We start from the raw sequence: 16,455 nt of genomic DNA, 5'->3' as shown, positions 1-16,455 counted from the left end.
ATAAATAGGGCAGCGCGCATTATGGCAAAAATCGCAGGAGGGTGCAGCAGGAGAGGGAAGTCAGCCCGCAAATAAGCAGGCTGACAAGCAACATTAGTTGCCGAGGCCGTGACCGGCATGTTTGTTTTCAATCAGCTCGATTTTATAACCGTCTGGATCTTCAACAAACGCAATAATGGTGGAGCCGCCTTTTACCGGGCCCGCTTCACGCGTCACGTTGCCGCCAGCGCTGCGGATACGCTCGCAGGTGTCAGCCACGTTATCCACGCCCAGCGCGATATGACCGTAAGCATTGCCGAGGTCGTATTTATCCACGCCCCAGTTGTAAGTAAGCTCAATCACCGCGCCTTCACTCTCTTCGGTGTAGCCAACAAACGCAAGGGTGTATTTGTACTCGGTGTTTTCGCTCTGACGCAGCACGCGCATGCCTAGCACACGGGTGTAGAAATCGATTGAACGTTGCAAATCGCCAACGCGTAACATGGTGTGAAGTAAACGCATAACATCCTCTTTTTTAAAACGTCATCAGTGAATGACAAGACAACTTAGTATACACACTGATGAAACAACGCTGCCGCCTATCCACAGCGGCAGCCATTACTTACAGCGTTGGATAATCGGTATACCCTTCTGCTCCGCCGCCGTAGAAGCTTTCTGGACGCTGCGGGTTGAGTGGGGCATCTTGCTGCAGACGCGCCACCAGATCCGGGTTAGCGATAAAGTCGCGACCAAAGGCCACGGCATCAATCAGGCCGCGCGCGATCAGATCGTCGGCTTTTTCGACGGTATAAGCGCCAGCGCCGATGATCACGCCAGGGAACAGCGCACGCACTTTCTCGCGGAAGGCATCGCTGTAAGGCTGGCCACCCGCCCAGTCTGGCTCGGAGAGATGCAGATACGCCAGGCCACGTTTGCCCAGTTCCGCGATATACCACAGTGCGGCTTTCTCTTCTTCCGGGCCATTTTCCAGGTTCTGGAAGGCGCCGATAGGCGAAATACGGATGCCGATGCGATCGGCCGACCAGTTGGCAATCGCCGCATCCACCACTTCCAGTGCGAAACGGCCACGTTTCTCGATGGAACCGCCGTATTCATCGTTGCGCTGGTTTGAGTCTGGCGCGAGGAACTGATGCATCAGATAACCGTGTGCAGAGTGCAGTTCTAGCAGGTCAAAGTCCGCTTCGCGTGCATTTGCCGCCGCCTGGCCAAAATCTTTCACAATCTGCTGAATTTCAGCTACCGACAGTTCGCGTGGCAGCGACGTATCCTCACGATAAACGCTGCCATCGGCGGCACGCAAAGAGGTGCGGGTGCCTGCGGCCAGCGCGGTTGGTGCCACCGGCGCTTTACCTTCTGGCTGCACGCTGTTGTGAGAAATACGGCCGGTATGCCACAGCTGTACGGCGCTGTGACCGTGCGCAGCGTGGATACCTTCATTAATTAATTTCCAGGCGGCGATTTGCGGCTCAGTGTGCAGACCCGGCGCACCGGCATAGCCTTTCGCCTGGAAAGAGATCTGGGTTGCTTCGGTGATGATCAAACCGGCACTGGCACGCTGCTGATAATATTCAGCCATCAGCGGCGTGGGGATATCGCCCGGTTCAATACTGCGCAGGCGCGTCAGCGGGGCCATGAAAATGCGGTTTGGTACGGTAATCGCGCCCACTTTCAGTGGGGAGAACAACTGCTTACTCGCCATAATGACTCCTCTGGGAAGACCGGTCGTCTAGTAACTGCGGTTTTTTAAAAATCAGCGACTTATCAGCCACTGTTCGATAGTTTCAAGAGCCAGGCTAATGGGGCCAGGCTCGCGGGAAATCTTGCTTTGTAAGCTGGCACCCAGCCAAAGTAAGTAACAACGCTGTGCCAGCTGCTGCGGCGTTTGGTTAAAAGGCAACGGCTGCTCAGCCGCTACCTCGGTTAAGCAGCGCGTGTAGGCGGCAATAATCGCATTAGCGCCATGCTGCAATGCATCACGCATCGGCTCGGAGAGATCGCACACCTCTGCGGACAATTTCACGCCCAGGCAACCCACAATATGGCCCTGCTCGATAAACAGCGTTTCGGCATAACGAAAATGCTGTAACAGACGCTCAGTCGGCGTAAGACCCGGCTGGTTTAATTGCTGTTCAATCTGCTGTAAAAAGTTGGCGAAGTAGCGTTCAAGCAACGCCACGCCGAACGCTTCTTTTGAGCGGAAATAGTGATAGAACGAGCCCTTGGTGACGTCTGCCAGCGCCAGCATCTCGATCAACCCCATGCCGGTAAAACCGCGCTGCAAACAAACCTGCTCGCCAGTAGCGAGCAGATGTTCACGGGTGTCGATGCGTTGCGATGTCTTATTCATGGCACGCAGGTTATTAGACCAGTCAGTCTAATGCAACTGTCCGGCTCAGCTTTGGCACGATCTGATCATATCCAGCTGCGGCTGGTACGCCTGTGTTTGCACGTTAAACATGGCAAGCACCGTATGGAAGAGATTGTCCTGCGAGACTTTCGCGTCCGCTGCTTGCTGGCGCAAACAGGATGCGTTGATGTGCAAGGCGGCGGCATAGCCGGGTGACATCCACAGCAGCAGAGGGATGTGCGTTTGCTGGGTTGGGGCAAAAAGATAGGGCGCACCGTGCAAATACATGCCGCGTTCGCCGAGTGATTCGCCATGGTCAGAGAGATAAATCAGCGCCACATTAAAGCGGTCGCTTAGCCCTTTCAGTTTATCGATGGTGCGGCTGACCATATCGTCGGTGTAGAGCAGCGAATTGTCGTACGTATTGACCAGCGCCTGATGGTCGCAATCCTGGATTTGGTTGCTGTCACAGGTTGGTGTAAACCGGCGGAACTGCGCGGGGTAACGCTGATAATAGGCTGGACCGTGGCTGCCCATCTGATGCAGCACAATCATCCCGTCGTTGTGTAAGCCAGCAATATAGTTATCAAGGCGGTGCAGCAGCACATCATCCTGACAGAAACCGTCATGACAATATTCCGGCAATTTCCATTGGGTCATGTCCGTGTGCGGTACACGATCGCAGGCGCCTTTACAGCCACCGTCATTTTCACGCCATAGCACGCTGACACCAGCGTGGGCAAGGATGTCGAGCACGCCTTCCTGATGATGCGCCAGATTCGCGTCATAGTGCACGCGTGGCATATTCGAAAACATACAGGGCACTGAAATGGCGGTTTCTGTACCACAGGAGGTGGCATTTGGATAATAGATCACCTGCTGTTTTTTCAGTTCTGGGTTAGTTTCTCGCCCATAGCCCCCGAGTGAAAAATTCTCCGCACGCGCGGTTTCACCCACCACTAATACCACCAGCGTTTTTTTGGCTGCTGCGCTCATTAACGGGCCTTTGTGTGCATCCTGTCCGATTTTCACCAGCGCCTGGTCACCTTGCAGATAGCGCTGATCGATATAATGGCCAGTACCGCTGACGATATTGGCTGGCGTGATCATTTTCACCAGACCTTTGTTATTGCGGATCAGCGAGGCGTAATCTTTGTAAAACAGTACCGCCATCAGCAGAATCAATAATATCGCGCCCAACGCGCTGACCAGCCGTTGTAATAGATTCCACCACCAACGTTGTCCCCGACGAATGCGCACTAAACAGAGGACGACGGCCGGTATCACGCCCATTAAAAACATCCATACCACATAGCGACTGCTTATCAATGCCCCGGCTTCTTGCGGATCCGATTCAAAGACATTTTGCATCATATTGGCATCGATAACCGTGCCGAAACTGTGCATGAAATAGTTGGCGGCGGCGCTGATGAAGACCAGCACAATCAGCAATGGCTTACGGATATAAGGCCATGCAGCAAGCGAGAAAAGAAAATAAAAAGCGCAGGCGAGGACGACTGGAATACTGGCGGCAAACAGATAGTCGTGAAGATGATCGTAGGGAATCATTTCCCAGGCGCGCAGCAAGAAAAGTGCATTCAGTACGAATGCAAAGAACAGAGCAGCAATTAGGTTAAACCCGCTGGTGCCGCACTGCAGTGTGTTCGGGAATCTCATGAAAACTCAACGGTAGGGAGTAGTGTGACAATCGTATGAAGACAATATGAGGAAAACCTTAACCAAGGTTAAACATACCCAATCTAAAACATCATCTTGCTGGATATTTGGTAAACAGTGGTTACGAAGTGCGGCGATGTATTGATTGCGAGCAATTAACGTTTACTCTTTGTACTATGTCATCAAGCTGTGATCGCTGTGCAACCAGATGTTAATTCCGGAGTGGATGTGGCCGAACAATTAGAGTTTTTTCCTGTTCCCAGCCCGTGCCGTGGCATTTGCCAAAGTGATGCGCGTGGCTATTGTCGTGGTTGTTTGCGCAGCCGGGAAGAGCGCTTTAACTGGATGAAACTCACCGATGCGCAAAAGCGAGATGTGCTGCGTTTATGCCGTCAACGCTGGCTGCGGTTGCATCGCCAGCAGAAACTCGATGAAGATCATGATCCGCAACAACCAGAGCTGTTTTAACAAAGCGCTGGATTGCCGTTCCGTTATACTCCTGCTTTCGCCATCTGGATTTGTGATTGAGGGAGTTTAACCATGTTACAACCGCAACTAATTGCACCGCAGGGACCGTCTTTTTCACCGCTGATCGCGGGCTACTGGCGCTTGATGGAGTGGGGCATGACGCCACAGCAGGTCGTGCAATTCATTGAGCACCATCTTTCTCTCGGCGTCACCACCGTCGACCACGCCGACATTTATGGCGATTATCAGTGTGAAGCCGCCTTTGGCGCTGCGCTGCGGCTGGCGCCGGGATTACGCGAAAAACTGCAGATCGTCACCAAGTGCGGTATTGCAACGCGTGCAAAACCAGAACACCGTATCGGTCACTACATTACCGAAGCCAGCCATATTCTGCACAGTGCCGAAAACTCACTGCGTCATTTCAATACTGATTACCTCGATCTCCTGCTCATTCACCGTCCCGATCCGTTGATGGACGCGGATGAAATTGCCCAAGCCTTTGTTGCACTGCATCAGAGCGGCAAGGTGCGCCATTTTGGCGTTTCTAATTTCACGCCTTCCCAATTCACACTGCTGCAATCGCGCTTACCTTTCAGTTTGGTCACCAACCAACTGGAAATTTCACCGCTGGAGCAAACCGCGCTGCTGGACGGTTCGCTCGATCAGTGCCAGCAGGGACGTATTCGCCCCATGGCATGGTCGTGCCTGGGCGGCGGCCGACTGTTTAACGATCCGCATTATCAACCGTTGCGTGATGAGCTTGAACAGGTGAAGCAGGAAATTGGCGCGCGCAATATCGAGCAGGTGGTGTATGCGTGGGTGATGAAACTGCCAAGTCGTCCACTGCCGATTATCGGCTCAGGTAAAACCGAACGCGTTACCGAAGCGGTGGCAGCAAGCCAGTTAACGCTTGATCGCCAACAGTGGTTCCGTATTCGTAAAGCCGCAATCGGCTACGATGTGCCCTGAAGCGTAAAACTGCGTCAAATTACGGCAGCCTGGATGAAAGCGGTCCAGGCTTAGTGAGTATCTCAACCGTAAGGAGACGTTATGAAGAAAACCCTGATTGTTATGCTTGCTCTGGCCTGCGCCGCTGGCGCGCAAGCTGCCTCTGAAGAAGTCACGCTGCATCAAACCACGGCGCAAGGCATTGGCGCGGCCATAGGTAAAGTCACCATTAGCGAAACACCCTATGGTCTGCAATTTACGCCCGCCTTAACCGGCCTGAAGCCGGGCATTCATGGCTTCCATGTGCACGCCAAAGGTAGCTGCGAACCGGGTGAGTCCGATGGCAAAACGGTAGCGGCCGGCGCGGCGGGAGGACACCTCGATCCGCAAAACAGCGGCAAACATCTTGGGCCATATGCCGATGGGCATCTGGGCGATCTGCCCGCGCTGTTCGTCACGGAAGATGGCAAAGCGGATTATCCCGTGGTTGCACCACGCATTAAATCTCTCAGTGAAATCAAAGGTAAAGCGTTAATGGTGCACGTTGGCGGTGATAATCATGCCGACCATCCGCAACCGCTCGGCGGCGGCGGGGCACGTTTCGCCTGCGGCGTCATTTAACGGCTGGGGCGGCAGCGCCTTGTCGCCCTCATTAATCGCGCCTGAAAAAAGTTGACCCATTTTGTTGCTACTCTCTGCGTTTTTTCCGTCCTATGATATTGATTCAGGAATAAAACGTGCAGGGGCAGGAATGAAAACGCGTGGGATGATGCTGTTATGTTTATTGTTGGTAGGATGCGATCAGCCGAATGACACGCAGCTGCGTCTGGATGCCAGCCGGCAATTGCAGCGCACCATCGATACTAATCCGCTACGCAGCAGCTGTGAAAATATTGCCCGCGGTCGCGAATGGTTGACTCAGCACACCGTTGAGCGTCTAAAAGCCCAGGGCTGTGAAAATGTATTTCGTAGCGCCACCGAAACCAATTTTGTCCGCAGTGAAACGTATCGTCATGCAATGACGGTAGTTTGTGGTGCCATTGAGGGTAAAAGTTTCACGGGGAGCACGCTGAATCGACGTTTTATCTACTCTTCTGAAGAGAGGGCGCTGGTGATCGAGCCCATGTCCGAACAGGATAAAACCCGGTTTGAAGGTCAGAAATCGCTGCAACAGTTGCAGGACGATTTCAACCGTCAAACCAGCCAGTATTGCCAGTGATCAATCCGGTACTGCCTGCGCTAACTGTGCAAGTGAACAGCGCAGCCGCCACAAAATACCGGCCAGAGTGTTGGCTTCGCTCTCCGGCTGCCGTTGAAGCTGATTAATCATCGTTTCCAACTCATCCAGCGTGGCTTGTAACGCAGTGTGATGTACGCCACGCAGGCTCATAATGCGCTGTAAATCCTGCAGGCCGCTATCGCGCATCTGAGTTAAGGTCGCGGATGCGGGCTGCCATTCGCGGAGTTGCCAGACAATGTGCGAACAGTTCAGCAGCACCACGCCCCAGCGCAACAGCCAGACTCGTGCCTGCTCATCGCGGCTACTGCTTAGCTGACTAATGTGGTGATAAATCTGCGATTCAAAATGGCTTTCACTCAGCCGTGGATGGCGACGTAACTGATCGAGGAAGGCATGACGCAAGGCGCGAATATGGCGACGGCTGCGGCGTGCATCGGAACTGGGACGCAATACCTGAAAGGCTAACCACGCTAATAATACCCCGCACACTTTGGCCAGATTATCATTCAGGAAGCTTTGAAAATCCCAATCCGGCGGATTGGTAACGGCAATAAACGATCCCATAAAAACAATAAATTGCCCCCACATGCCTGCGCGCTTCTTCTGCTGCAATTTGAATAACTGCAAAGTGATGAGCAGCGGGAAGAGCACCAGTAAAAATTGCCACAGCGCGCTAATCTGTACCATCAGGCCAAACTGCAGCACAAAGCTAAACACGGATAGCCATAGCAAGGTTTTCAGCAGAAGCGATACGCTACCACTCGGCGAAGGCGCGGAGGAGTAGAGCACGCAGGCAATCGCCGTCAGCGTTAGCGCGGCAGCGCCTGCATCCCACTGGGTGATGATCCAAAAGGCGCAGCCGAGCATGATCACGCTAAAAGTGCGTAATGCGCTCCAGCCGGCTTCTGCGCTGTCACTCTCGCGCGCCAGCGAAGGGGCATATGGCGGCTGGAAGCGGGTATCAGCGTCGGCGCGTTCAATTAAACGAATCCAGCGATTTACATTGAGGTATACCCAGCAAAAATAGCGCAGGCGCTGTACAAAGGCGCGCTGGCGAAAATCGCCGGTCGCGGGCGGCGTAATGCCGCGCAGGATCAGCGCCAGCCGGTACTTATCACACTGCGGTGCGGCGAGCTCTTGCAACAGCTGAGACATCGCATTGTAGAGTTCCGGTGGCGCATCGGGCCAGTTCAGCAGCATCCGGCGCAGACTGGAAAGGACGCTGGTAAGTCGCAGTTGCTGATGAAGCACATAGTTCAGCACGTTGTTCTGCCGGCGGAAGCGGTAATGACTCCAGAATGCCTGGATACGCAGCAGGTTCATCGTCAAAATCTGACTGATGACATTCTCATGCGCGGTACGGACGTTATCGGTGCTGCCCTGCTGCAATAGCAGCACCGCATGATCCAGCAGGCGCGCATGCATCTGGCGCAGCGAACTCATCAGTGCGCTGCCATCAGACGTGCTGGGCAGAATCATCATCATGAGTCCGGCGCACAGAATGCCTGAGATGACTTCACAGACACGCGCCTGGGCGATATCCCACAGCTGGGTCACGTCGGTGATATTTACGCTGCTAAAGGCAATAATAGCGGCGGTGTAGCCCGCCAGCGAGAACGCATAAGCGACGTTATTTTGGTAGTGATTGGCAATCCAGGTGCAAAATGCCAGCCAGCCGGCCATGAAAAAGGCAAATAGCCAGGGTTCGTTTAGTGTATGCCCGGCAATCAACAACGCCGCTGAGGCACCAAGCAGGCTGCCGACAATACGTCCCAAACTTTTACTGATCGCACCGCCAACGGTGGGGAAACTCACTACCGCCGCCGAGGTCATCGCCCAATAAGGCTCGTCAAGTTGCAGCGCATAGGCGATGGTCAATGCCAGGCACATCGCAATAGCGTTGCGCAACGCGTAGCGCCACTCGCCACCGGTTGCTTTTATCCAGGGTAAATTTTGCCAGGCCAGCCACTGAAAATTCATCGCGGCCTCAGTGGGCAATAGAAATGGTGCAGGTGGTGCCTGCGACCAGCGCCATGCCATCCGGCAGCGCGTCCAAACGAATACGTACCGGCACGCGCTGCGCCAGACGCACCCAGGGCACGTTGGGCTTAATATCGGGCACCAGGCCACCATCGCTGGCGACGCTCTGGTCATAAATCGCACGGCCAATACTTTCCACCTGGCCTTTTAAGCGTGCACCGTTGCTGTACAACACAATGTTTGCCGCCGCGCCGGGTTGGATGTGACGCAATTTAGTCTCTTCGAAATAACCCATCACGTAATAAGAGTGGCTATCGACTAATGCGAACAGCGGCGTGCCGGCGCTGGCATAGTTGCCGGTGCGCAGCGTCAGGTTGCTGATCCAGCCATCGGTGGGCGCGGTGATGGTCGTTTGATCGAGGTTCCAGCGCGCCTGATTGAGACTGGCCTGCGCAGCTTTCGCTGTGGCTGCCGCCGCATTGGCAGTTAAGCGCGATGTGTCCATATCCTCCGCTGAAATCACATTGCGCGGCAGGCTCGCACGGCGATTAGCTTCATGCTGCGCCTTGGCGAGATCGGCCTGCGCTTTAGCCAGTTGCGCTTCGGCGTTCGCCTCGGCAATCTGCCATGGCACGGGATCGAGCTTGAGCAGCGTGTCGCCTTTGTGCACAAACTGATTATCTCGCACCTCAAGCGCCACAATGCGTCCTGAAACTTCGGGCGTGATATCAACCAGTTCGGCGCGCACTTTGCCGTCGCGCGTCCACGGCGATTGCATGTAGTAATTCCACATCCACCATCCCGCGAGTAAAGCCAGTGCAAAGATCACTACGGTTGAAAAGTATTTAAAAGGGTTGAATTTCATAGTGATTTATCCGAGGCTCAGTAACCACAATGCGCTCGCAACGCAAAGTACAAAGAGGGAAAGATCCATTAACGTGGGATGCCAGACATCGCCGGAGTACATCCAGCCACGCAATAGCGGGTGGATCAGCAGCCAGAAAAAGAAACCGAGCAGTACCGCTTTAAACAGCGGTGGAAAAAATAGCGAGGCGCCGAAAACCAGATCGGTTAGCGGTGCGCTGGTGGAAAAAGCGGTTAGGGACACGTGTCATCATCCTTTTTGACCGGGAATCATCTCAATAGAGTCTAGACAGCAAGCGTTTCGTCCGGGGTGGGATTTGTAATTTGCCCAGTAAACTCGCAGAATAGTGTAAAATCTGGCTTAATAGCTAGCAAGCTAATTATAAGGAGATGCAATGGATACGCCCTTGGGAACCGATCTATCTCGCTTAGTGCGCATTTGGCGCGCGTTAATCGATCAGCGTTTGAAACCGCTCGAGTTGACTCAAACACACTGGGTAACGTTACACAACATTCATCAACTTCCACCAGAACAGTCGCAAATTCAGCTGGCAAAGGCGATTGGCATTGAGCAACCTTCGCTGGTGCGCACGCTGGATCAGCTGGAAGAAAAGGGGTTAATTACGCGCGCTACCTGTGCCAACGATCGCCGTGCTAAGCGTATCAAACTGACCAAGCAGGCTGAGCCTATCATTGAACAGGTCGAAAATGTGATTGATGCGACGCGCGATGACATTCTCTCCGGTATCAGCCTGGAGGAGATCAATCAGATGGTGACGCTGATTGCGCGACTGGAAAAAAACATTCTCGAATTTCACAACCGCGAGAAATAAAAAAACCGACGCCCAGCGTCGGTTTTTTTTATCTGCCTGCTTAACGCGGAGAAACGGTAACCTGGCTGCCGTTGGAGGCCATCACAACGCGCTGACCCACCGAGTAACGGCTGGCGGCCTGCTTCTGAACCACCATGATGGTGTTGCCATCATCCTTGCGGATCTCCAGCTCAACACCGTCAGATTTGTTGACTGCACCCTGAACGCCCTGACCGGCTACGCCACCGAGTACTGCACCGCCCGCAGTCGCCAGACTGCGTCCCGCACCGCCACCAATGGTGTTACCGAGGAATCCACCCAGTACCGCACCACCAATCGCGCCAATCACATTGTTCTCATCGCCACCCTGGATTTTTACCGGACGAACCGATACCAGCGTACCGTAAGAAACACTTTGTACTTGTTTGGCTTCGTTGGCACTGTAAACGTCCCCGGAGAGGGTGTCGTTGTTGGCACAACCTGCCAGAGTTAAGCCGGCTAATGCCACGGCTACATAACGCTTAATCATCAGAACGCTCCTTAATGCAAAATAACACCATGTTCTCATCCTGTACTGCAAAGAGTATAAGACAGAAAGCTAGTAATTGACGCTAAGTCCGAACAAAACGCGGCTGGGCGAAGCATAGACCATCTCCCCTCAACAAAAATTCAATTACATGACGAAAATATTTCTTCGCTGGAATAGATGGCGCAGTGACGCTGAAAAGCGGAATTTTATCATAGAATTAGCCTGTGTAATTTGCCAGGCTTAACCCAGATGATGTTAAGGGAGTGAACCGCGATGAAATCAGGACGCTATATCGGCGTGATGTCTGGAACCAGCCTTGATGGTGTAGACGTGGTGCTGGCAGCGATTGATGGCCAGATGGTGGCGCAGCAGGCCAGCTACTGCCATCCCATACCGCAGGACATACGGCAGCAGGTGTTGGCGATTTGCCAGGGACAACCGCTCACGCTATCGCAACTTGGGCAACTCGATACGCGTTTAGGCAAGCTGTTCGCCGACGCAGTGTTGACGCTGATGAAGCAACAATCGCTCGAGGCCAGCGACATCATGGCGATTGGTTGTCACGGGCAAACGGTATGGCATGAGCCGCAAAGCGATGCGCCGAATACCCTGCAAATTGGGGATAACAATCAGATTGTCGCCGCCACCGGGGTTACGGTGATTGGTGATTTTCGCCGTCGTGACATGGCGCTGGGTGGGCAGGGCGCGCCGCTGGTACCGGCCTTTCATCAGGCGCTGCTAATGGATAGCGTAGAGCGCCGCATGGTGCTGAATATTGGTGGCATCGCGAATCTCTCCCTGCTGATCCCCGGGCAACCGGTACGCGGCTTTGACACCGGTCCTGGCAATATGCTGCTTGATGCATGGATTTGGCGCAATAAAGGCCTGCCTTATGATAAAGATGCGGCCTGGGCGCGTAGCGGTCAGGTGGTTCCTGCACTACTGGAGTTGATGCTGAGCGATCCCTGGTTTGCACTACCGCCGCCGAAAAGTACCGGGCGTGAATACTTCAATCTCGGTTGGATCGAACAGCAATTGCAGCGTTTTCCGGCGCTGGCTCCTCAGGACGTACAGGCCACACTCAGTGAACTCACGGCTCTGACCATTGCGCAACAGGTGCAACTTAATCACGGCTGCGACCGTTTGATGGTATGCGGCGGCGGCGGTCGGAACCCTCTGCTGATGGCGCGTCTCTCAGCACACCTGCCAGGCACTGAAGTGGGTAGCACCGACGAAGCGGGCATTCGCGGTGATGATATGGAAGCATTGGCATTTGCCTGGCTGGCGTTTCGCACGCTGAATGGTTTACCGGGAAACTTGCCGGCAGTAACCGGCGCACAACAAATGAGTGTATTGGGCGCGATTTATCCGGCCAATGCCCGACCAATACGTTAAGAGGTGAACATGAAAAAAAGGGTGATAGTGCTGACGAGCATTGCGATATTAAGCGGTTGCGGCATGCTGCATAAACCAGAGCAAACGCCGCAGCAGTTGCATTACCAGTGCGGCACGCTGCCGCTGACGGTCACGCAAGATAACGCAAAGCAGCAGGTAAGCTTTATTCTTGATGGCAAACCGCTGACGCTGACACAAACCGAAGCCGCATCCGGCGCGCGCTACAGTGATGGTACCTACGTCTTCTGGTCAAAAGGCGATAGCGCTTTTGTTGAACGTAACAACAAAATCGTGATTAATGATTGTGCATTGCAGAACGCGGATACGTCCGTTAAGTAAACGTCAGAGAATGAGAAACAGCATGAGCGACAGTGACAGCTTGCAAAATATTGCCCATCTGCGTCGTGAATACACCCGCGGTGGGCTGCGACGTAAAGATTTGCCAGAAACGCCTCTGGCGCTGTTTGAGCAGTGGTTGCAGCAGGCCTGTGCTGCACAGCTGCCCGATCCAACGGCGATGACGGTGGCTACCGTTGACAGCAGCGGTCAGCCGTATCAGCGTATTGTGTTACTCAAGCACTACGACGATAAAGGGATGGTGTTTTACACCAACCTTGGCAGCCGCAAAGCGCTACAGCTGGCTGAGAACCCGCGCATCTCGCTGCACTTCCCGTGGCACTTCCTGGAACGTCAGGTGATGGTGCTGGGTGAAGTGGAAAAACTGTCGCCGCTCGACGTGCTGAAGTACTTCAGTAGCCGCCCGCGCGACAGTCAGATTGGCGCCTGGGTGTCGAAGCAATCGAGCCGCATCTCGGCACGTGGCGTGCTGGAAGGTAAGTTTCTCGAACTCAAACAGAAATTCCAGCAGGGCGAAGTGCCGTTGCCAAGTTTCTGGGGGGGTTACCGCGTTAAATTTCATACCATGGAGTTCTGGCAGGGCGGCGAACATCGCCTGCACGATCGCTTCCTCTACCAGCGCACAGAAAATGGCTGGACGATTGACCGCTTAGCCCCGTAAAACTACGTTTTAACGCCTTTCAACGCTGGCGCAGTTGGCGTCAGCGCTTTATGCTATAGCCCTCTTTTTTTTCGTCTCCGCGCGTCGGCGGAAAGCTGTGTACCAGCCAAGGTGCAGTCTGATCAATTTGGAGTCAGTGATGACCAGCAGTAACCTGATACAACAATTGCAAGAAAGGGGCTTAGTCGCCCAGGTAACGGATGAAGAAGCGTTAGCAGAGCGACTGGCGCAAGGGCCAATTGCACTCTATTGCGGCTTCGATCCGACCGCTGATAGCTTGCATTTGGGCCATCTGGTGCCGCTGCTCTGCCTGAAGCGTTTTCAGGATGCCGGACACAAGCCGGTCGCGCTGGTGGGTGGTGCCACCGGCTTGATTGGCGATCCCAGCTTTAAAGCAGCAGAACGTAAACTCAACACCGCGGAAACCGTGGGTGAGTGGGTAGATAAAATCCGCAATCAGGTTGCGCCATTCCTGAGTTTTGATTGCGGTGATAACAGCGCCATCGCGGCTAACAACTATGACTGGTTTGGCGGCATGAATGTGCTGACCTTCCTGCGCGACATTGGCAAGCACTTTTCCGTAAATCAGATGATCAACCGTGAAGCGGTGAAACAGCGTCTGAATCGCGAAGATCAGGGTATTTCGTACACCGAGTTCTCCTACAACCTACTGCAGGGTTATGATTTTGCCGAACTGAACAAGCGTCACGATGTGGTGCTGCAGATTGGCGGTTCCGATCAGTGGGGCAACATTACATCAGGTATCGATCTGACGCGCCGTCTGCATCAGCAGCAGGCTTGGGGGTTAACCGTACCGCTGATCACCAAATCTGACGGCACTAAGTTCGGCAAAACCGAAGGTGGCGCGGTGTGGCTGGACGCGAAGAAAACCAGTCCGTACAAGTTCTATCAATTCTGGATCAACACGGCGGATGCCGACGTTTATCGCTTCCTGAAATTCTTCACCTTCATGAGTATTGAAGAGATCAATGCGCTGGAAGAAGAAGATAAAAACAGCGGTAAAGCACCGCGTGCGCAATATGTATTGGCCGAGCAGGTGACGCGTCTGGTGCATGGCGAAAGCGGTTTGACGGCGGCGCAGCGTATTACCGAAAGCCTGTTCTCAGGCAGCCTGAGCGCAATGACCGAAGCTGACTTCGAGCAGCTGGCGCAGGACGGTATGCCAACCATTACGCTGAATGCGGAAGACGACCTGCAGCAGGCGCTGGTGGCAGCAGAGTTGGTACCATCACGCGGTCAGGCACGCACCATGATCGGTTCTAACGCGGTATCACTTAACGGTGAAAAGCAGTCAGATGCTGAGTACCGCTTCAGCGATAGCGATAAACTGTTTGGACGCTTCACGCTGTTGCGTCGCGGTAAAAAACATTACTGCCTGATTAACTGGCAGTAAGCGTTGAGGGCCGGCAACCGGCCCTTTTTTCATGGCAAGGCAGTACAGGGCAATAATGAAAAATATCCTCGCAATTCAATCTCACGTTGTTTACGGACACGCCGGCAACAGCGCCGCCGAATTCCCGATGCGCCGCATGGGCGCAAACGTTTGGCCGCTGAATACCGTGCAATTTTCTAATCACACGCAGTACGGTCACTGGACCGGCACCGTGATGCCTGCTACGCATTTGACGGATATCGTCAAAGGTATCGCTGCTGTCGATCGTTTAAAAACCTGTGATGCGGTGCTGAGTGGCTATTTAGGCTCGGCCGAGCAGGGCGAACAGATTCTGGAGATCGTGCGTCTGGTCAAAGAGGCGAATCCGAAGGCATGGTTCTTCTGCGATCCGGTGATGGGGCATCCGGAAAAAGGCTGTATCGTGGCACCGGGCGTGGCGGAATTCCATTGCAAAATGGCCTTGCCTGCGAGCGATATTATCGCGCCAAATCTGCTCGAGCTGGAAATGCTCAGTGGACATGAAGTCTCCAATATTGAGCAGGCGGTGGTTGCCGCGCGTGAATTAATCGCGGTGGGCCCGAAAGTGGTATTGGTTAAGCATCTGGCGCGTGCCGGACGCCGTAGTGACCGTTTTGAAATGCTGCTGGTCACCGCCGAAGAGTGCTGGCACATCAGCCGTCCGCTGGTGGACTTTGGCGTGCGTCAGCCGGTGGGCGTGGGCGACCTTACCAGCGGTCTGCTGCTGGTCGATCTGCTGCACGGTAAGTCGCTGCAGGATGCACTTGAGCACATCACCGCTGCGGTATATGAGGTGATGCTGAAAACCCACGAAATGGGCGAGTATGAATTGCAGCTAGTGGCGGCGCAGGACGCAATTGCTAAGCCGACCCAGCATTTCTCAGCCGAAAAGCTTTAAGCGCACACATTGTCGCGGCGCAGTTCATTGCGCGATAAATCGCGCCGCTACAGAATGTGCGGTGATTTAATGCCGCTCAGTTAGGCGTGAATCGGTCACCATGCACGTCGACCCTGGGTGGATATAGCCGGGTTTTCGTAGGGTGCGCGTTCATGCGCACCCTGGCATCAATGTTTACACCAAACCTTCTGCTTTCATCGCCGCTTGCACCGCAGGGCGCTCCGCGACGCGGCTAAACCAGGTTTCCAGCGCATCCAGTCCACTCAGATTCAACTTGATAGCTTTAGCCCAGCGGGTCACCACGAACAGATAGACATCCGCGACGGTGAAGCGCAGCCCTAACAGCCACTGCTTATCCTGCAGCGCCTGATTCACCGCCTGATACTTTTTCTCCAGCTGTGCACGCACAATGTTTTTGTACTCTTCTGGCGTATCCGAGCGAAACAGCGGGCTGAAACTCTTGTGCAATTCGCTACTCACAAAGCTAAGCCACTCCAGGGTGTGGTAGCGCGTCAGGCTGCCCGTCGGCGCCAACAGATTGCGATCCGGTTTGAGGTCCGCCAGATACTGCACAATAGCCACACCTTCCGTCAGTATGCTGCCATCATCTAACTGCAGTGCCGGCACTTGTCCTTTCGGGTTTATTTGCCAGTAATCGTCTCCCTGCTCGGTAACTTTCTTCTGTAGATCGACATTGACCTGCGTAAAGTCCAAATCGCATTCAAGCGCGACGATATGCGGTGAAAGTGAACAGGCTCCGGGCTTGCAATAGAGTTTCATCGAGGCTTCTCCTGAAGTGATGTTGCGATCGAGGTAGCATAAGTCTGCCCGCTATTTTTACCAATGA

19 protein-coding genes are annotated in these 16,455 nt (G+C 54.1%); 10 read left to right on the top strand and 9 right to left on the bottom strand.

Features of this window, described 5'->3' with window-relative positions; genetic code table 11:
* Positions 1–93: 93 nt before the first annotated feature.
* The 4 genes from gloA to eptA all read right to left on the bottom strand — a co-directional run bounded on the left by gloA (position 94) and on the right by eptA (position 4,024).
* Positions 94–501 carry a lactoylglutathione lyase gene (gene gloA / locus AAGR08_RS10270; protein ID WP_007892766.1) on the bottom strand — a complete coding sequence of 136 codons (408 nt, stop codon included), beginning with the start codon at positions 499–501 and terminating at the stop codon, positions 94–96.
* 100 nt (positions 502–601) lie between these two features.
* Positions 602–1,699, bottom strand: coding sequence for an alkene reductase (locus tag AAGR08_RS10265; RefSeq protein WP_097094091.1), 1,098 nt, complete (start codon positions 1,697–1,699; stop codon positions 602–604).
* Positions 1,700–1,750: 51 nt separating this feature from the next.
* Entirely contained in the window at positions 1,751–2,347 is a 597-nt protein-coding gene (locus AAGR08_RS10260) for a TetR/AcrR family transcriptional regulator (RefSeq protein WP_345826812.1), read from the bottom strand.
* A 45-nt stretch (positions 2,348–2,392) separates the two neighbouring features.
* A complete protein-coding gene (gene eptA / locus AAGR08_RS10255; protein ID WP_345826811.1) occupies positions 2,393–4,024 on the bottom strand; it encodes a phosphoethanolamine transferase EptA in 1,632 nt (543 codons plus the stop codon).
* 228 nt (positions 4,025–4,252) lie between these two features.
* Here eptA and AAGR08_RS10250 point away from each other — a divergent pair, with 228 nt between their 5' ends.
* The 4 genes from AAGR08_RS10250 (at position 4,253) to AAGR08_RS10235 (ending at position 6,659) form a co-directional block, all read left to right on the top strand.
* Positions 4,253–4,492 carry a DUF1289 domain-containing protein gene (locus AAGR08_RS10250; RefSeq protein ID WP_097097546.1) on the top strand — a complete coding sequence of 80 codons (240 nt, stop codon included), beginning with the start codon at positions 4,253–4,255 and terminating at the stop codon, positions 4,490–4,492.
* A gap of 72 nt (positions 4,493–4,564) precedes the next feature.
* Entirely contained in the window at positions 4,565–5,461 is an 897-nt protein-coding gene (locus AAGR08_RS10245; RefSeq protein ID WP_345826810.1) for an aldo/keto reductase family oxidoreductase, read from the top strand.
* Positions 5,462–5,542: 81 nt separating this feature from the next.
* Positions 5,543–6,061 carry a superoxide dismutase [Cu-Zn] SodC gene (gene sodC, locus AAGR08_RS10240; RefSeq protein WP_345826809.1) on the top strand — a complete coding sequence of 173 codons (519 nt, stop codon included), beginning with the start codon at positions 5,543–5,545 and terminating at the stop codon, positions 6,059–6,061.
* 130 nt (positions 6,062–6,191) lie between these two features.
* Positions 6,192–6,659: a hypothetical protein gene (locus AAGR08_RS10235; RefSeq protein ID WP_345826808.1), complete on the top strand. Its 468-nt coding sequence runs from the start codon at positions 6,192–6,194 to the stop codon at positions 6,657–6,659.
* Here the strand turns inward: AAGR08_RS10235 and AAGR08_RS10230 are convergent, their stop codons facing one another.
* From AAGR08_RS10230 to AAGR08_RS10220, 3 genes are read right to left on the bottom strand one after another with little or no spacing between them, the layout of a single operon-like run.
* A complete protein-coding gene (locus tag AAGR08_RS10230) occupies positions 6,660–8,660 on the bottom strand; it encodes an FUSC family protein (protein ID WP_345826807.1) in 2,001 nt (666 codons plus the stop codon).
* Positions 8,661–8,667: 7 nt separating this feature from the next.
* Positions 8,668–9,525, bottom strand: a complete 858-nt coding sequence (locus tag AAGR08_RS10225) for an HlyD family secretion protein (RefSeq protein WP_345826806.1) — start codon at positions 9,523–9,525, stop codon at positions 8,668–8,670.
* Positions 9,526–9,531: 6 nt separating this feature from the next.
* Positions 9,532–9,768 (bottom strand): DUF1656 domain-containing protein, encoded by a 237-nt coding sequence (locus AAGR08_RS10220; RefSeq protein WP_097094083.1) that lies wholly within the window; start codon positions 9,766–9,768, stop codon positions 9,532–9,534.
* Between the two features lie 151 nt (positions 9,769–9,919).
* On the opposite strand from AAGR08_RS10220, the gene slyA reads away from it, so the two are divergent.
* Positions 9,920–10,357 (top strand): transcriptional regulator SlyA, encoded by a 438-nt coding sequence (gene slyA, locus AAGR08_RS10215; protein ID WP_007892783.1) that lies wholly within the window; start codon positions 9,920–9,922, stop codon positions 10,355–10,357.
* A 40-nt stretch (positions 10,358–10,397) separates the two neighbouring features.
* Here slyA and slyB read toward each other — a convergent pair whose 3' ends face one another.
* Positions 10,398–10,865, bottom strand: a complete 468-nt coding sequence (slyB, locus tag AAGR08_RS10210; protein ID WP_097094082.1) for an outer membrane lipoprotein SlyB — start codon at positions 10,863–10,865, stop codon at positions 10,398–10,400.
* Between the two features lie 273 nt (positions 10,866–11,138).
* Between slyB and anmK the strand changes: the two genes are divergently transcribed.
* From anmK to pdxY, 5 genes are all read left to right on the top strand, one after another.
* Positions 11,139–12,260, top strand: a complete 1,122-nt coding sequence (gene anmK, locus AAGR08_RS10205; protein ID WP_345826805.1) for an anhydro-N-acetylmuramic acid kinase — start codon at positions 11,139–11,141, stop codon at positions 12,258–12,260.
* 9 nt (positions 12,261–12,269) lie between these two features.
* Positions 12,270–12,599 carry an MliC family protein gene (locus AAGR08_RS10200; RefSeq protein WP_097094080.1) on the top strand — a complete coding sequence of 110 codons (330 nt, stop codon included), beginning with the start codon at positions 12,270–12,272 and terminating at the stop codon, positions 12,597–12,599.
* 22 nt (positions 12,600–12,621) lie between these two features.
* Positions 12,622–13,278: a pyridoxamine 5'-phosphate oxidase gene (gene pdxH / locus AAGR08_RS10195; RefSeq protein ID WP_097094079.1), complete on the top strand. Its 657-nt coding sequence runs from the start codon at positions 12,622–12,624 to the stop codon at positions 13,276–13,278.
* Positions 13,279–13,417: 139 nt separating this feature from the next.
* Positions 13,418–14,692 carry a tyrosine--tRNA ligase gene (gene tyrS, locus AAGR08_RS10190; RefSeq protein WP_345826804.1) on the top strand — a complete coding sequence of 425 codons (1,275 nt, stop codon included), beginning with the start codon at positions 13,418–13,420 and terminating at the stop codon, positions 14,690–14,692.
* A 52-nt stretch (positions 14,693–14,744) separates the two neighbouring features.
* Positions 14,745–15,608, top strand: a complete 864-nt coding sequence (gene pdxY, locus AAGR08_RS10185; RefSeq protein WP_345829891.1) for a pyridoxal kinase PdxY — start codon at positions 14,745–14,747, stop codon at positions 15,606–15,608.
* Between the two features lie 174 nt (positions 15,609–15,782).
* Here the strand turns inward: pdxY and gstA are convergent, their stop codons facing one another.
* On the bottom strand, positions 15,783–16,388 hold the full coding sequence (gstA, locus tag AAGR08_RS10180; RefSeq protein ID WP_097094076.1) for a glutathione transferase GstA: 606 nt from the start codon (positions 16,386–16,388) through the stop codon (positions 15,783–15,785).
* Positions 16,389–16,455: the final 67 nt, after the last annotated feature.

It is taken from the genome of Pantoea sp. BRR-3P (assembly GCF_039621635.1).
GTDB lineage: Bacteria > Pseudomonadota > Gammaproteobacteria > Enterobacterales > Enterobacteriaceae > Pantoea > Pantoea floridensis.
Note: the sequence above shows the minus strand (reverse complement) of the source record. Positions and strands in the feature narration are given on the sequence as shown.

What these genes read in the sequence shown, in the direction of transcription:
- gloA (WP_007892766.1), bottom strand. Translation starts at nt 501, where the DNA reads ATGCGTTTACTTCACACCATGTTACGCGTTGGCGATTTGCAACGTTCA.
- AAGR08_RS10265 (WP_097094091.1), bottom strand. Translation starts at nt 1,699, where the DNA reads ATGGCGAGTAAGCAGTTGTTCTCCCCACTGAAAGTGGGCGCGATTACC.
- AAGR08_RS10260 (WP_345826812.1), bottom strand. Translation starts at nt 2,347, where the DNA reads ATGAATAAGACATCGCAACGCATCGACACCCGTGAACATCTGCTCGCT.
- eptA (WP_345826811.1), bottom strand. Translation starts at nt 4,024, where the DNA reads ATGAGATTCCCGAACACACTGCAGTGCGGCACCAGCGGGTTTAACCTA.
- AAGR08_RS10245 (WP_345826810.1), top strand. Translation starts at nt 4,565, where the DNA reads ATGTTACAACCGCAACTAATTGCACCGCAGGGACCGTCTTTTTCACCG.
- sodC (WP_345826809.1), top strand. Translation starts at nt 5,543, where the DNA reads ATGAAGAAAACCCTGATTGTTATGCTTGCTCTGGCCTGCGCCGCTGGC.
- AAGR08_RS10235 (WP_345826808.1), top strand. Translation starts at nt 6,192, where the DNA reads ATGAAAACGCGTGGGATGATGCTGTTATGTTTATTGTTGGTAGGATGC.
- AAGR08_RS10230 (WP_345826807.1), bottom strand. Translation starts at nt 8,660, where the DNA reads ATGAATTTTCAGTGGCTGGCCTGGCAAAATTTACCCTGGATAAAAGCA.
- AAGR08_RS10225 (WP_345826806.1), bottom strand. Translation starts at nt 9,525, where the DNA reads ATGAAATTCAACCCTTTTAAATACTTTTCAACCGTAGTGATCTTTGCA.
- slyA (WP_007892783.1), top strand. Translation starts at nt 9,920, where the DNA reads ATGGATACGCCCTTGGGAACCGATCTATCTCGCTTAGTGCGCATTTGG.
- slyB (WP_097094082.1), bottom strand. Translation starts at nt 10,865, where the DNA reads ATGATTAAGCGTTATGTAGCCGTGGCATTAGCCGGCTTAACTCTGGCA.
- anmK (WP_345826805.1), top strand. Translation starts at nt 11,139, where the DNA reads ATGAAATCAGGACGCTATATCGGCGTGATGTCTGGAACCAGCCTTGAT.
- AAGR08_RS10200 (WP_097094080.1), top strand. Translation starts at nt 12,270, where the DNA reads ATGAAAAAAAGGGTGATAGTGCTGACGAGCATTGCGATATTAAGCGGT.
- pdxH (WP_097094079.1), top strand. Translation starts at nt 12,622, where the DNA reads ATGAGCGACAGTGACAGCTTGCAAAATATTGCCCATCTGCGTCGTGAA.
- tyrS (WP_345826804.1), top strand. Translation starts at nt 13,418, where the DNA reads ATGACCAGCAGTAACCTGATACAACAATTGCAAGAAAGGGGCTTAGTC.
- gstA (WP_097094076.1), bottom strand. Translation starts at nt 16,388, where the DNA reads ATGAAACTCTATTGCAAGCCCGGAGCCTGTTCACTTTCACCGCATATC.